Source organism: Alkalihalophilus pseudofirmus, from assembly GCF_029094545.1.
Classification (GTDB): Bacteria; Bacillota; Bacilli; order Bacillales; family Bacillaceae_D; genus Alkalihalophilus; species Alkalihalophilus pseudofirmus.
On the sequence record NZ_CP117835.1, the window covers coordinates 3,536,475 to 3,550,466 of the forward strand.

A 13,992-nucleotide genomic window follows, 5' to 3' on the forward strand; every position below is an offset into this window, starting at 1 on the left:
CCTAGTAGTAAGTAAGTTTTTGATAAGAAATACTAAAGTAACTAGCATCCTATCTATATCAAAAAGGGCGTTACCCTTTTATCTACCATCATTATGTTTACTCGATTATGCTTTACTCAATTTCAAGCAATCGTCTTGCTGCAGATTCATCTGTAATCAGCACATCGCTTGGGCGGTATTTCATGTATGCAGAGATGGCCTCTGCCTTAGATTCTCCCCCAGCAACGCTTATCACATACTTGTTATCTAATTCATCAAGCTGCAGGCCGATCGTACGCTGTTTGTGAATAATGTCCCCTTCACGGTTAAAGTAGTAGCCAAATGCTTCTGCTACCGCTTGTTCCCGCTCAATCTTCTCGATAAACGTGCTCTTAGATCCTCGGCGTGACGCCATTGTATTGGCTTCACCTATTCCATGAATAACCACACGGGCTGATTTAATCAGCTTTAGGATATCCCCGATTGAAGGCTCTAATACAAGAGAAGAATAAGCTTCTTCACTTAATTGGTCAGGAACGTGAAGCAGCCTGTACTGAGCCCCTGCTCTTGTTGCAAGCTCGGCGCTGATTGTATTGGCTTGATTTTCTACGTTCTCTCCTAACCCGCCGCGTGCCGGCACAAATGTAACATCCCGCATTCCAGCATCAGGCGTCATCATTTCAGCAACAGCGGCTAGTGTCGTCCCTCCCATTACAGCAATGACATCACTTGGTTCGCGTTTGGCTTTTAATTCAGCCACACTCGCACGTCCAAGCTCATGCTTTACCCAATGGTCTTGATCACTATTTCCAGCGACAACTAATACCTTTTTCACACCAAGCTTATGCTCTACTTGCTCTTCAAGATTTCTTAGACCAAGCAATTCTTTCATTACATCTTCCAGCTGATAAAACAGCGCCTCTCCAGAAGGTGTAACTGTCATTCCTGATGTAGCAAAGTGAACGAGGCCTTGGTCTTTTAAAAACGTCACTTCTGTTCTCAGCACTCGCTCTGACATTTGCAGATTTGTGGATAAACTTCTTCTACCAATCGGCTGCATCAAACGAATGTACTGGAGAATTTTGAAACGTTTTACCATAACATCGAGCAAGTCTGGTAATAATTTTTGCTGAATATCTAATAATACTCGCATCACACAAAACTCCTCATTCGTTACTCACATAAAATTCCTATCGGGTTATTTTGCGTCCCGCGCAGTCATTTTACGTCCCGATATGGGTAAAAAAAGATCAAATCCTCATCTTCACGTTCATTTTAACAAGGATATGATCTCGTTACAAGCGATATTTACCCAATTATCTGAAGTAAACGTTTTCTTATTTTTTCTTTTGATAATTGCCCGTAATCAAGTTCTTCGATTCCCTCTTCTGTTTCTACTGCTGCGACTGGAATCATAATTTGATATTTCAACAGCAGATCATCATCTTTGTAAATATCCACTACGGATAACTCAAAAGGAAGCTCATCCTTTAGTTCTTTGAGAACCTGTTCCCCTTTATCACAAAGCGGACATTGTTCTTTCGAATACATTACTACGTGTAGCATGTGTCACTATTCATCTCCTATTCATACCTCTTGCGCTTTGAGGAAGACGGAATGCCAAGCTCATCTCTGTATTTTGCAATCGCACGGCGAGAAACAGTGATTCCTTTTTCACTCTCAAGCCATGTGACAATTTTTTGGTCTGATAATGGCTTTTGCTTTGATTCATTTGCAATCAACTCTTTAATCAACTCTTTGATTGATTGGCTTGAGGTCGATTCCCCGAAGCCGTTCTTCACACTTGATGTAAAGAATGCTTTCAGCTCATACAGCCCGCGCGGTGTCTGCGCGTATTTATGAGTGGTTGCACGGCTGACAGTGGACTCATGCATATCAATTTCTTCAGCAATATCCTTTAGTGTCAGCGGCTTCAATACCCCACTTTTTGATTCAAAGAAATCGCGTTGATGACGAACGATCGCTTCGGCTACTTTTTTAATCGTCTGTTGACGCTGTTCAATACTTTTTAGGAGCCATTGAATCTGCTGATATTTTTGCTTAGCATATTCAGTCGCTTCCGCTTGATTCGAACGATGCAGAAGCTGTTCATAATCACGGTTAAGCCGGATTGGCGGCAAGGAGTCATCAATTAACTGCACGAATAACTCGCCGTTCTTCCATGTAATAGACAGGTCTGGAATTAAATAATTCGTCGGCTCTCCTGAGTACTGGGTGCCGGGACGCGGATCTAGTGTTTGAATTAAGTCGTACACATCTTGGATATCGCTCATTGTCACATCTAATTCAGCCGCAAGAGTCTTCCATTTTTTAGAGGCAAGATCCTCCATATGCCGGGAAACGATGATTTCAGCCAATGGCGCTTTATTTGAAAGGTGCTTAAGCTGCAAAAGAAGACATTCTGAAAGAGATCTAGCACCTATCCCGGCAGGCTCAAAGCTTTGCAAAATACGTAAAACATCTTCTCCCTCTTCTGTCGAGATCGCTAAATCACTGCACACCTCTTCAAACGGGCGGCAAAAGTAGCCGTCTTCTCTCAAGCTGAAAATAAAATAATGAAGCTGACGCTCAAGTTCTTCCGATAACGCAATCTCCCCAGCTTGGGAAACTAAGTGCTCGCTCAAACTTTTATGGTCAACAAGGGCATAGTCAATAGGCGATGCCTCGTCTTCACTCTTTCTAGTGCTACCGGACCTCGGTGCCGATGCCCCTATATATGAAGATTCGCTCCCCGCTTGCATAGAAGCTTGATCTTGTAAGTCAATTAATGGATTCTCAAGTGCCTGTTCGTGTATGAAGGCGGACAAGTCTGTTGTGGAGTACTGCAACAAATTAATCGCCTGGCGCAGCTGCTGCGTCATAATTAATGTTGTTGTCTGCTGTTGAAAAAGACCAAACTGCATAAACTTCCTCCTTCCTTCCGTAAAAGTATCATACCATAAAAACCAGATATGTGAGCCGCATTGTAAGCGCTTACTAAAATAGTATGAATACAAATAAAAATCAGACCAACTAAAGCCATTATACTACAGAAAAGTTGAGACGTCTCGTTTATGAGCGACTAGTCTTGATGGCCGGCAATTAGAAGTCCGGCCTTGACTTCGTTTGACGGACGGAAAGAACCTCGAGCGAATAGACGTCGAAACTAGACACGAAAAGTGAATTTGGCTCGTTTAGGTATGAAGGTGGTGGAGCTTTGGCAATGAGAAGCGGCTTTCGAACTCCCTTTAATGCCACCAGGAGCATTTCACGTTTGAACTACTTTAAATTCGGCTATGATGTAAGAAGGGTTTAAGCACCAACATAGGGAATAGTATGTAATAGAGGAGGCAAAACATTTGACCTTCTTTGACCTATTAGGTATGATGTACATATATTTAAAAAGCCGTTCGTACATAAGAAACTGTTTACCAAACGGCGGCAAGACAGCTAGAATCAGCCTAATGATTTTAGAACAATCCATTATAAGGAGGAACTGATTATGAACTTAATTCCTACAGTTATTGAGCAGACAAACCGAGGTGAGCGTGCTTATGACATCTACTCTCGCCTACTTAAAGACCGTATCATCATGCTTGGCAGTGCCATTGATGACAACGTAGCAAACTCTATTGTTGCTCAACTTTTATTCCTACAAGCAGAAGATCCAGAAAAAGATATTTCTCTTTATATTAACAGCCCAGGTGGTTCGATCACAGCTGGTATGGCGATCTATGATACGATGAACTTCATCAAGCCGAAAGTATCAACTATTTGTATCGGTATGGCAGCTTCTATGGGTGCATTCCTTCTTGCTGCTGGTGAGCCTGGCAAACGTCTTGCTCTTCCAAACAGTGAAGTAATGATTCACCAACCGCTTGGCGGAACACGCGGGCAAGCTTCTGATATCGAAATCCATGCTCGCCGCATTATTGAAATGCGCGAAACATTAAACAAAATTCTTGCTGAGCGTACAGGTCAACCATTAGAAGTCATCGCACGCGATACAGACCGTGATAACTTCATGACTGCCTCAAGAGCAAAAGAATACGGCTTAATTGACGAAGTAATTTCTTCACCAAAAAAATAATAACACACTGAAAACCCACCCGGCATTTTGTCAGGTGGGTTTCTTGTTGTGGCTAACCTCACTAGAGAAAGAACTAACTACCCACAAACATCTGTGCAGGGAAACGTAATATCTCTCCTTACAATGTTGTTGATTTCCTCTGTAGAGACTCGCTTCAAACTTTCCCAATTCTCGTTCTTATTTAATGATATCGCTTAAAGATTTCCTCCATACGATAGTTGTTGATTTCCGCTGCAGGCACACGCTTTCCGCGGGCGGCCCGGGAGCTTCCTCATCGTCTTCACTCATAACAGACATAAGTACACTGGAAAATGGCTCCACTGCAGCAATTGTTGATCTCCACTGCAGGGACTCGCTTTCCGCGGGCGGTCCGGGAGCTTCCTCATCGTCTTCACTCATAACAGACATAAGTACACTGGAAAATGGCTCCACTGCAGCAATTGTTGATCTCCACTGCAGGGACTCGCTTTCCGCGGGCGGTCCGGGAGCCTCCTCGGGCTTTCTGCACTGGACCCATAAAGTTGGACACTTTTTTAAGCAGCTTTTTGGGTACTGAGTCGATAAGCTACTGGACTTTTCCGGTTCAATCTTGATTTAATTCTCACATGGTTGTAGTAATAGATGTATTGTTCTAACTCTTCTTTGAAGTGTTCAATACTATCAAATTCGTTTAAATAAAGGAACTCCGATTTCAGGATTCCAAAAAAGTTTTCCATGACAGAATTATCGTGACAGTTGCCTTTTCGAGACATACTTTGTGTGATGTTATGTTCTTTCAGTTTCCTTACGTAAGGGGCCATTCGATAGTGCCAACCTTGATCAGAATGAATCAAGAGATCATCGCCTTTATTTAGGTGCTTTAACCCTTGGTCCAACATCGTATCGACCAAATCATACGTTGGTCTTGATTGGAGCGTATAGGTTATCAGTTCGCCGTTAAACAGGTCAAATAGTGGAGACAGATAGAGCTTCTGTCCAAACAATTTAAATTCCGTAATGTCTGTCACCCACTTTTGATTAGGCTTCTCGGCTCTAAAGTTACGGTTTAGGATGTTTGGAGCTGCTTTTCCAACTTCTCCTTTATATGATTTGTATTTTTTCATTCGTACAAGGCATTTAAGCCCTAGGTCTCTCATCATTCGAAGCACTTTCTTTTTGTTAATCGCATATCCCTTTTCCTGAAGGAGGTCTGTAATACGACGATAGCCATATCGACCAAAGTGCTTATGGTAAATGAATGCAATTCTTCTTTTCCATTTTCGATCAGGATCTGGTTCGCTCCATTTTTTTACAAGGTTATAGTAAGTGCTTCTAGGCATCTTGGCTATCTTTAACATTCGAATCACCGGGAATTCGTTCCTTAGTTCATATACTACTTTCGCTTTGATTTTGTTGGTGATTGTTTTTCCTGAACTAAGGCTTTCAGCTTTTTTAAATACGCATTCTCCATACGCAGGTGTTCCAGTTCTCTTTTCATCTCTTCTATCGATTGGGTTGAAGAGTCGCTGTTGCCCTTGTTTTTATTCTGATTAGAAGTCATTGTAGAAAGCCCCTTTTCTCTTGGTTCAAGGGCATCTTCTCCAGCTGTTTCCCACTTTTTCTTCCATCTGCGAAGCATACATGGAACGGGAATATGAAAAATGGCTGATGCCTCTCGAATGGAGTAATTCTCTTCGGTCATAAATTGAATTACTTTCAGTTTAAAGGCAGCTGAATAGTTTGTATAGGGAAAGGTAAAAGCTTGATCCCCATGATAGCGAACTAACATCACCCAATATCGCAGCGTCGAATCATCTACGCCCACTTGATTTGCAAGTTCTCGATAACTGATGATTTCATTTAGATAACGTTTAGCCACTTGAAGTTTATATTCCTTAGTGAACGTAGTCATTTATGAAGGCGCCTCCTATTGTTGGTTGAGGTGTCCAACAATAGGGGTGCAGTACATTTCGCCCTGTGGGGTCTCCCCTGGCCACGCACTTCCCGCAGGAGTCGAGTCCCTTCCGCTCCAATCAACGGAGGAAGGATGTTATTTAGTGCCCCCATTTGATAATGATCTGTTCAGAGACCCTTACAGATGAACCTAAGGATGTCTGCTTTTATATAATTTGAAATGAACCATAACTAAATCGCTACACACAATTATTACATAAAGCAACACCCCAGCGGATGAAATATGCGGAGACTCCTGCGGTGCCTAGAGCAGGGCTGAGATCCCACAGGGCATAAGCCCGAGGAAGCTCAGCAGCTCACCGCGGAAAGCGAAGCATATTTCAGGAGCGACAAGCTTACACCTATCCCAGAAATGTTATGTTTTTTCATTTATTTAAACTGTTTATATGTCTGATCTCTCCCAAAAACTTTCCTGAACACAAAAAAACGGCCCTGCATCAGGCCGCCTTTCTTAAGCTTCTTTCTCAACATAGGCAGCTAGTGCTTCCAACGCTTCTGCCTCATCATGCCCCTCAGTAATAAGAGTAATCGTCGTGCCCTGGCTCAAAGCAAGGCTCATAAGACCCATAATACTCTTCGCATTCACTTTCTTTTCACCCTTTTGAATAAATACATCAGATGAAAAACGATTCGCCTCTTGAACAAATAGAGCTGCCGGTCTTGCTTGCAAACCGGTTTTTAGTTTAACTTGTACTTCTTTTTCTGCCATCTGTGTCCCTCCTCTACTGTTTTTCGTTCTAGTCTTACATTTTTAATTCCACCGATTGCCCAGAGCGAATACGTTCAGCCAGCTGGTCAATTTTCCGGAGACGATGATTGATGCCTGATTTACTAACGACACCGCTTTCCACCATTTCCCCAAGCTCTTTCAATGTAACATCTTGGTGTTTCATTCGAAGTTCTGCGATTTCACGTAGTTTCGGCGGAAGCTGCTCAAGGCCGATCTCACGTTCCACCAGCCGGATATTCTCCACTTGTCTTAAAGCTGCACCTACCGTCTTATTTAAGTTAGCGGTTTCGCAGTTTACAAGACGGTTTACAGAATTACGCATATCTTTCATAATACGCACGTCCTCAAAATAAAGAAGAGCTTGGTGTGCGCCGATGATGTTTAAGAACTCCGTAATTTTTTCGCTCTCTTTCATATACGTGATGAACCCCTTCTTACGTTCCAAGGTTTTTGCATTTAGATCGTATTCGTTCATCAATTCACATAAAGATTGATTATGTTCCTCATAGAGAGAAAAAACCTCTAAATGATAAGATGAGGTTTCTGGGTGATTAATTGAGCCCCCTGCTAAAAACGCCCCTCTTAAGTATGCTCTCTTACAGCATGATGTGTTCACTATTTCTTGTGAGATCGTGCGGATAAACGAAAACCCTTCTCCAAGGATTCCAAGGTGCTCAAGCAATCGTTTTGCCTCATGAGAGATTCGAACAAGATAGACGTTATTTTTCTTTAAGCGCATCTTTTTTCGAACGAGAAGCTCCACAAAAATCTCTGGATATAACTTTTTAATTAAAGTGTAAATCCGACGAGCAATCGCTGCGTTCTCAGTGGTCACATCAAGCCCAAGCTGCTTGTTTCCAAGTGACATCGATCCATTCATACGGATTAAAGCGGAAAGTTCTGCTTTAGCACAACAATCCTCTTGCTCAAACTGGGTTAGTTCTTTTTTTGTAGTGGCTGCGAAGGACATTACGTTCACTCCTTTCAGCCGTGCAGCACGCATGTATGACCCGCTTTTACTAATTGATCGTTTGCAAAACCACACGCCAATATTCTAGTAACCTTTTACGCCATTTACCTTTTATCTATTACATCTATCAATGCCTTAGATACTTTAATCGCATCATGTCTCAGCATTTTCTCATACTCCACAACAAAATGATCACAGATTATGCCGACGCCCATTGATTGAAGCCGGTCGGTATCTACAGTAACAGGGACAGCATGTTCTTTTGAATAATGCTTCCTCACTTCATCAGATACAGGTGACCCATGAACGAGGATTTCATCTATCATACCTTTTCCGCAATGAGAAAACAACGCATCGAGGTGTTCGGAGGCTGTATAGCCGTCAGTCTCTCCACTTTGTGTCATCACATTGCAGATATATACCTTTTTTGCTTCTGACTCTGAAACAGCTTCACTGATCCCTGGAACGAGCAGATTTGGCAGAACGCTTGTATATAGGCTTCCTGGCCCAAGTACGATGAGGTCTGCCTCTTGAATAGCTTTAACACTTTCATAAAGCGGACTAATGTCTGCTGGTGTTAAAAAGACCCGTTTAATTCGTTTTTTGGAAAGCGGTATTTTTGACTCCCCTGTTACCACGGTGCCATCTTCCATCTCACCATGTAAGACGACACTGCGATTAGCAGCAGGAAATACTTTTCCACGTACATTTAAGACCTTGCTGAGCTCTGCAATCCCTTTTGCAAAATCTCCAGTGAGAGACGTCATTCCTGCTAACAGCAAGTTGCCTAAGGAATGTCCTGATAAGCCATTCCCATTTTGAAAACGATGCTGAAATAACTCTTCTACTAATGGCTCTACTTCAGCAAGGGCGACGAGAACGTTACGAACATCTCCAGGAGGCGGAATATCAAGCTCTTGCCTCAAACGCCCTGAGCTGCCCCCATCATCGGCCACTGTTACAACCGCCGTGATCGAAACAGGAAATGTTTTTAACCCTCGAAGCAATACAGATAGTCCTGTTCCTCCGCCGATTACAACAATTTTCTTTTGCTTCACGTTGTTTTTTCCTTCCCCTTTTCAATATCTCTATGACTCACATGCATTACATACTCATTTGAAAATGCCTCACCAAAGTATTCTGCTAAAGTAACCGAACGGTGCTTTCCGCCAGTACATCCAATTCCGATGACAACCTGGCTCTTACCTTCACGTTTATACTGTGGAAGCATATACGTCAGCAAGTCACGAAGCTTTTCAATAAATGTCTGTGTTTCACTCCACTTCAGTACATACGAAGACACTTCTTCATTTAATCCTGTTTGAGGTCTTAGATGATCGACATAATGAGGATTAGGCAGGAATCTCACATCAAAAACAAGGTCGGCATCAATCGGGATTCCGTATTTAAAGCCAAACGACATGATATTGATTGAGAATGGATGACGATCCGTCGTTTTAAAACGCTGGATAATTCTCTCACGCAGCTGGATTGGCTTCATCTCTGTTGTATCAATAATCTGCTGGGCGCGGCCTTTTAACTCTTCAAGCAATTCACGTTCTTTTTTAATTCCATCCAGCGGAAGTCCGCCTTTAGCTAATGGATGAGACCTTCTCGTTTCTTTGTAGCGTTGTACGAGCTTGGCATCCTTTGCATCTAAGAACAAAATTTGCATTTTAAGCTGGATGTTTTCTTCTATGCTGATCGCATCAATTGCCTCAAATAAATGATCAAAAAATGCTTTCCCGCGAAGGTCGATAACGAGTGCGACTTTATTCATCGTCCCGTTTGAGCCTTTTAAGAGATCAACAAATTTTGGAATTAAAGCAGGGGGCAAATTATCCACACAGAAATACCCTAAGTCTTCAAAACTTTGGACAGCCACAGTTTTTCCTGCCCCAGACATCCCTGTGATGATTACGATTTGTATTTCTTCTTGATTGGTCATAGCCTATCACCTGCTCTTAGATTTAGTTCAATCTTATTAAAAATAACCTTATTTATGTTTAATTTATCTTTCAGCTTATCTTTACTTAGATTGATCAGGATCTGATGGATCAGGATCTAATCGATAAGATAGCAATTTAAAATCGGGTGTGTAATGGAACGTTCCATACATCAATCCGTCGTGTTCTAACACGTGACGGAATAACTGTTTATCTCCTTCAGCCATAGGCAGGGATGTAATCTGATCTAGCGGCTGCCATTTTAAAGATCCTTCTGGTGATTCCTCAAGCTGTTCACCTTCATACTGTGTTGCTTGAAATGTAAACATCATCCACTCAGATTGAATCTTGTCATCTTCAATAATGACCATTGAAAAAACGGCACGCAGCTTCGCATCTTTCACAAGAAATCCTGTTTCTTCACGGAACTCTCTTGTCACTGCTTCTTTAATGGATTCACCAGATTCCATTTTTCCTCCTGGTGCCACCCACCATCCTCTACGTGGCTTCTGTAACAATAACGCTTGATCTCCATTTACTAGTACACAGTTTGTAACCCTTTGCAACAGCTTCACCTCAGTTCTACTACTCCTTAATATTATACATTCATTTTGATAACGTCACAATTACTTGGATTAGGGAAAATTTGCATGAGGGTTGATTTTGTCGAATCATTTCAAAAATAGACAAAAAAAGGGCACGGACGATGTGTCCGTGCAAATTATATAAAAAAGGGGGTCAATTACTTATTTATATCATACCCCATATATATTTCATCCTTGTTACAAACTCATTAAGACCGAATTACGTTTTTTTCTGCAGTTTTTTGAATTATTTTGTCTGTTCTGCGAGACTTTCTAGATAATGTTGCACATTTTGTGCAGCTAAGCTGCCATCGCCTGTTGCTGTGACGATTTGACGAAGAGATTTTTCACGAATATCACCTGCTGCATAAATGCCAGGTACTTTCGTTTCCATTTCTTCATTTGTAACAACATATCCTTCTTCATTTAAGATGCCAAGGTTTTTCACACTCGCATTTAGCGGAAGCATACCGATGTAGATGAATACACCATCTGTCTTGAAATCTTTTGTTTCGCCTGTTTCTGTGTTCTCAATTGTGACACTGCCTACTTTTCCGCCCTCTTCATTGATCTCGTTTACAACATGATTCCAAATAAATTCGATCTTATCATTGTTAAACGCACGATCTTGAAGAATTTTTTGAGCACGAAGCTGATCACGGCGGTGAATGACTGTCACTTTAGAAGCAAAACGAGTTAAGTAAACAGCCTCTTCAACAGCCGAGTCTCCTCCGCCGACAACAACAAGCTCTTTCCCTTTAAAGAAAGCTCCGTCACAAACAGCACAGTATGAAACCCCGCGGCCGCTAAGCTCTTTTTCACCTGGAATGCCAAGCTTTTTATATTCTGCACCCGTTGCAACAATGACAGAACGCGCCTTGTATTCTTTACTGCCTGCTTTGACGATCTTATAATGACCTTCATCGATAATCTCTTTTACATCGCCATAGCCATATTCAGCACCGAACTTCTTCGCATGCTCAAACATTTTTGTTGAAAGCTCAGGCCCTAAAATATGGTCAAAGCCGGGATAGTTTTCTACATCTTCTGTATTAGCCATCTGACCGCCAGGAACTCCGCGCTCAAGCATAATCGTGCTTAAGTTTGCACGAGATGTATAAACAGCTGCAGTCATTCCGGCAGGACCCGCTCCTGCGATAATGACATCATACACTTTTTCTTCACTCATCCTAATCCACTCCTTCAATCACTGCTGTAAATTGATTTCTACCCTTATCCTAATCAAGAGATATATAAGTGTCTACTTATATGCTCAAACAAAACAAATTCTTTACAATTACCACAGGTGGTATTCTACATCGCGCGCCAAAAGGGTGCCTTGCTCTACTTTTTCAAGAATTTCTGCCGCAGATTTATTCCCTAGCTTTCCCGCTCTGCGCCAGTAAAATAAGGCCTTTTCATACTGGTCTGTGTGATAGTACGCCACAGCTAAGCAATGGAACAGATCGGGTTCACGTTCTAAAATGAAGGGCTCTACACGCATAATCCGTCCGATGACCTGCTCGTAATGTCCGACTGCTGCCAGAACTTGTGCTACCTTCATATGATGTTCGATATCAAGCGGATAAATGCGCTTAATCGCATCAATAAAAGGTGCTGCAGACAACTCATTGTCTTTCATCGTATAAAATACTGCTAAATTACAAAGGGCGAATAAATTCCCCTCATCTTCTTGTAACACATTTCTGCTTAGTTCAAACGCCGAATCATCGCCTAGACGAAAAAGTGCTTCAGCTAAATGATTATGCGCCGACCAGCAAGCAGGGTGCTCCGTAATAATGTCTTGCAAAATAGGAAGCGCCTCTTCAGGTTTCCCGTCTCTAAGCAGTGTACGGGCACGGCCATGCTCAATAATATATTCATCAGAGGACAAATCAAACGACTCCCAATCTTCTTCGTCGTCCGCATCAGCCTCTGCTTCATTTTGCTCTACTTGCATTAAATCCAACAAGTCGCCTGCGTCTTTGAAGAACTCCCCGCCAGGAGTTAATACCATGTAACGCTTTGCGGCCTCTTCAGCCTTTTCAAATAATCCAAGATAGGCATAATTGTTAGCCATGAAAAAATAACATTCAGATTGATCGTCTCCGTGATTCGTTAGGACCATCTCTAAAATGTCATTCGATCTCTCATACTGGCCGATCTCTGAGAGAACTGCCGCTAATTGAACATGAAAAACCGGCTCTTGATCCGTCAGCTTAACAGCACGTTCAAATAATTTCACTGCTCGCTTCAGATGGTTTTTACGATAAGCAATAATGCCTCTATGAAAGAAATAATCGCCGCTGCGATAAAACGGGATCACATTTCGGTTTTCTTGCTCATTTTCAGGTGTTAAGTTCATGAAGTTTAATTCCCCCAAGTTCTCATTCATACACCCAAGTATACAATAAACAAAGAGAAGTAGGAATGTGAAATAACGATTCTTCTTTGTTCTAGCCTCGAATTTCCTCTACCTTTCCAATCTATATTCTATTACACAAACTTTAGATAGAAACTTTTACCAAAAATGTTATAACATAAGGACTATATACCTATCAACTTTAACATTCTTACTCGAGGTGATATATGCTAACTAAATACATAGTAAAAGAAAAAGGCCTTACTTTATTAGAAGTATTAGCTACCATTGTGATCTCATCCCTTTTTATAGGGATCATTTATAATGTATTACTATCTACTTTTTCATTTAATGAGAAAACAAGCTCGCATATCAACCTTCGTCAAGAGGCCAATATTATGATGACACAGTTAAGAGAACAGCATAAGGCTGGATATGATGATGTATTTTGCTATGATGATTTTTTTGAATCTGCGCATTTAATCGAACACATTGAGCTTAATGAAATTTCACCTGAAGGAACAACTATTACTACGAACAGACGTTGCGGGAATTTAAACGCTGACTATAACTTAAATGTAAATATGAGGCTAACCGATTCTCATAACCCTTCATTTGAGATACAAACAACCCTGGAAAGTCAATATTCCTCAAGTGTTACACCAATTAATCCAGGCCCTGATCCTGATCCAGAACCCGAGTCTTCGTTTCTAGACTACTTAAGAAAGGAAAATGTCCTCTTCTTTGGAAATATTCTTGATTTCACAGGGAACGGAACCGTCATAGGTCCAGAAGCTACAGTTGTGATGCGAAACGGCTTTTCATCGAACAGCGGCTCTAAAACATCAATCAAGGCGAAGAATATTTACATACAAGGAAATTTAGATTTAAAACATATTACTCTTGGCCACAGCTCTGAGAGCACCATTTACGTAGGCGGTGATATTTTAACAGGAAACTTAAATCAGGTTGATATCAACGGAAAAATACTTTATACAGGTTCAATTACGGGTAAAGATACACTCCCGCACGAAGATAGCTACACAGTGGAAAAAGTAGATTCTATTTCGTTTCCTGAATTTACTTTGCCTGATGTAGAAAATCAAAATTGGTATACAGAGAGAGGCTACACCGTATTAAATGACCAGACGACGTACCGCAAACAGATTTCTAATCAGACCATCTATGCCTCTAAAGGAGATGTAAGAATCTCTAGTAATACGAGCGGCATAATCTTTGCTCCAGATGGTAATGTCACCATTGATAATAATGCTACATTTACCGGAGTGATTATCGCTAAAAGCATTGATATAAAAGGGACCGTCGTTTATGAACCTCTTCCGCCGGATGCCGAAGTCCCTTTCAACTAAAAAAACTC

Annotated in this window: 13 protein-coding genes; 2 read left to right on the forward strand and 11 right to left on the reverse strand. The window is 41.5% G+C overall.

Features of this window, described 5'->3' with window-relative positions; all coding sequences use genetic code 11:
* Nucleotides 1-112 precede the first annotated feature (112 nt).
* From PQ478_RS18660 to rpoN, 3 genes are all read right to left on the reverse strand, one after another.
* Complete coding sequence (locus PQ478_RS18660; protein WP_075684017.1) at nucleotides 113-1,132, reverse strand: sugar-binding transcriptional regulator; 1,020 nt, start codon at nucleotides 1,130-1,132, stop codon at nucleotides 113-115.
* Nucleotides 1,133-1,287: 155 nt separating this feature from the next.
* Nucleotides 1,288-1,545: a glutaredoxin family protein gene (locus tag PQ478_RS18665; protein WP_289235133.1), complete on the reverse strand. Its 258-nt coding sequence runs from the start codon at nucleotides 1,543-1,545 to the stop codon at nucleotides 1,288-1,290.
* A gap of 17 nt (nucleotides 1,546-1,562) precedes the next feature.
* Nucleotides 1,563-2,903, reverse strand: coding sequence for an RNA polymerase factor sigma-54 (rpoN, locus tag PQ478_RS18670; RefSeq protein ID WP_289235134.1), 1,341 nt, complete (start codon nucleotides 2,901-2,903; stop codon nucleotides 1,563-1,565).
* A gap of 578 nt (nucleotides 2,904-3,481) precedes the next feature.
* Here rpoN and clpP point away from each other — a divergent pair.
* Nucleotides 3,482-4,069: an ATP-dependent Clp endopeptidase proteolytic subunit ClpP gene (gene clpP / locus PQ478_RS18675; protein ID WP_012960397.1), complete on the forward strand. Its 588-nt coding sequence runs from the start codon at nucleotides 3,482-3,484 to the stop codon at nucleotides 4,067-4,069.
* A gap of 533 nt (nucleotides 4,070-4,602) precedes the next feature.
* Here clpP and PQ478_RS18680 read toward each other — a convergent pair.
* From PQ478_RS18680 to PQ478_RS18715, 8 genes are all read right to left on the reverse strand, one after another.
* Nucleotides 4,603-5,960 (reverse strand): IS3 family transposase gene (locus PQ478_RS18680; RefSeq protein ID WP_435521055.1). Its coding sequence is split into 2 segments (ribosomal slippage): nucleotides 4,603-5,489 and nucleotides 5,489-5,960, totalling 1,359 coding nucleotides; the frame shifts between segments, so codons are not numbered across the junction.
* Between the two features lie 513 nt (nucleotides 5,961-6,473).
* A complete protein-coding gene (locus PQ478_RS18685) occupies nucleotides 6,474-6,731 on the reverse strand; it encodes an HPr family phosphocarrier protein (protein WP_022629086.1) in 258 nt (85 codons plus the stop codon).
* 34 nt (nucleotides 6,732-6,765) lie between these two features.
* Nucleotides 6,766-7,722, reverse strand: a complete 957-nt coding sequence (gene whiA, locus PQ478_RS18690; protein ID WP_289235135.1) for a DNA-binding protein WhiA — start codon at nucleotides 7,720-7,722, stop codon at nucleotides 6,766-6,768.
* A gap of 104 nt (nucleotides 7,723-7,826) precedes the next feature.
* Nucleotides 7,827-8,780, reverse strand: coding sequence for a gluconeogenesis factor YvcK family protein (locus tag PQ478_RS18695; protein ID WP_022629088.1), 954 nt, complete (start codon nucleotides 8,778-8,780; stop codon nucleotides 7,827-7,829).
* Nucleotides 8,777-9,670, reverse strand: coding sequence for an RNase adapter RapZ (gene rapZ, locus PQ478_RS18700; protein WP_012960401.1), 894 nt, complete (start codon nucleotides 9,668-9,670; stop codon nucleotides 8,777-8,779). Before rapZ ends, PQ478_RS18695 begins: the two co-directional genes overlap by 4 nt.
* Before the next feature lie 81 nt (nucleotides 9,671-9,751).
* Complete coding sequence (locus tag PQ478_RS18705) at nucleotides 9,752-10,234, reverse strand: NUDIX hydrolase (protein WP_031311692.1); 483 nt, start codon at nucleotides 10,232-10,234, stop codon at nucleotides 9,752-9,754.
* A 265-nt stretch (nucleotides 10,235-10,499) separates the two neighbouring features.
* Entirely contained in the window at nucleotides 10,500-11,441 is a 942-nt protein-coding gene (gene trxB / locus PQ478_RS18710) for a thioredoxin-disulfide reductase (RefSeq protein ID WP_289235136.1), read from the reverse strand.
* Nucleotides 11,442-11,549: 108 nt separating this feature from the next.
* Nucleotides 11,550-12,617 (reverse strand): tetratricopeptide repeat protein, encoded by a 1,068-nt coding sequence (locus tag PQ478_RS18715; RefSeq protein WP_289235137.1) that lies wholly within the window; start codon nucleotides 12,615-12,617, stop codon nucleotides 11,550-11,552.
* Between the two features lie 224 nt (nucleotides 12,618-12,841).
* Here PQ478_RS18715 and PQ478_RS18720 point away from each other — a divergent pair, with 224 nt between their 5' ends.
* The gene (locus PQ478_RS18720; RefSeq protein WP_289235138.1) at nucleotides 12,842-13,984 is read left to right on the forward strand and encodes a DUF7305 domain-containing protein; all 1,143 of its coding nucleotides are present in this window, start codon (nucleotides 12,842-12,844) and stop codon (nucleotides 13,982-13,984) included.
* Nucleotides 13,985-13,992 lie beyond the last annotated feature (8 nt).

Excerpts from the sequence above, each read along its gene's own strand:
- PQ478_RS18660 (WP_075684017.1), bottom strand. The coding sequence starts at position 1,132 with ATGCGAGTATTATTAGATATTCAGCAAAAATTATTACCAGACTTGCTC.
- PQ478_RS18665 (WP_289235133.1), bottom strand. The coding sequence starts at position 1,545 with ATGCTACACGTAGTAATGTATTCGAAAGAACAATGTCCGCTTTGTGAT.
- rpoN (WP_289235134.1), bottom strand. The coding sequence starts at position 2,903 with ATGCAGTTTGGTCTTTTTCAACAGCAGACAACAACATTAATTATGACG.
- clpP (WP_012960397.1), top strand. The coding sequence starts at position 3,482 with ATGAACTTAATTCCTACAGTTATTGAGCAGACAAACCGAGGTGAGCGT.
- PQ478_RS18685 (WP_022629086.1), bottom strand. The coding sequence starts at position 6,731 with ATGGCAGAAAAAGAAGTACAAGTTAAACTAAAAACCGGTTTGCAAGCA.
- whiA (WP_289235135.1), bottom strand. The coding sequence starts at position 7,722 with ATGTCCTTCGCAGCCACTACAAAAAAAGAACTAACCCAGTTTGAGCAA.
- rapZ (WP_012960401.1), bottom strand. The coding sequence starts at position 9,670 with ATGACCAATCAAGAAGAAATACAAATCGTAATCATCACAGGGATGTCT.
- trxB (WP_289235136.1), bottom strand. The coding sequence starts at position 11,441 with ATGAGTGAAGAAAAAGTGTATGATGTCATTATCGCAGGAGCGGGTCCT.
- PQ478_RS18715 (WP_289235137.1), bottom strand. The coding sequence starts at position 12,617 with ATGAACTTAACACCTGAAAATGAGCAAGAAAACCGAAATGTGATCCCG.
- PQ478_RS18720 (WP_289235138.1), top strand. The coding sequence starts at position 12,842 with ATGCTAACTAAATACATAGTAAAAGAAAAAGGCCTTACTTTATTAGAA.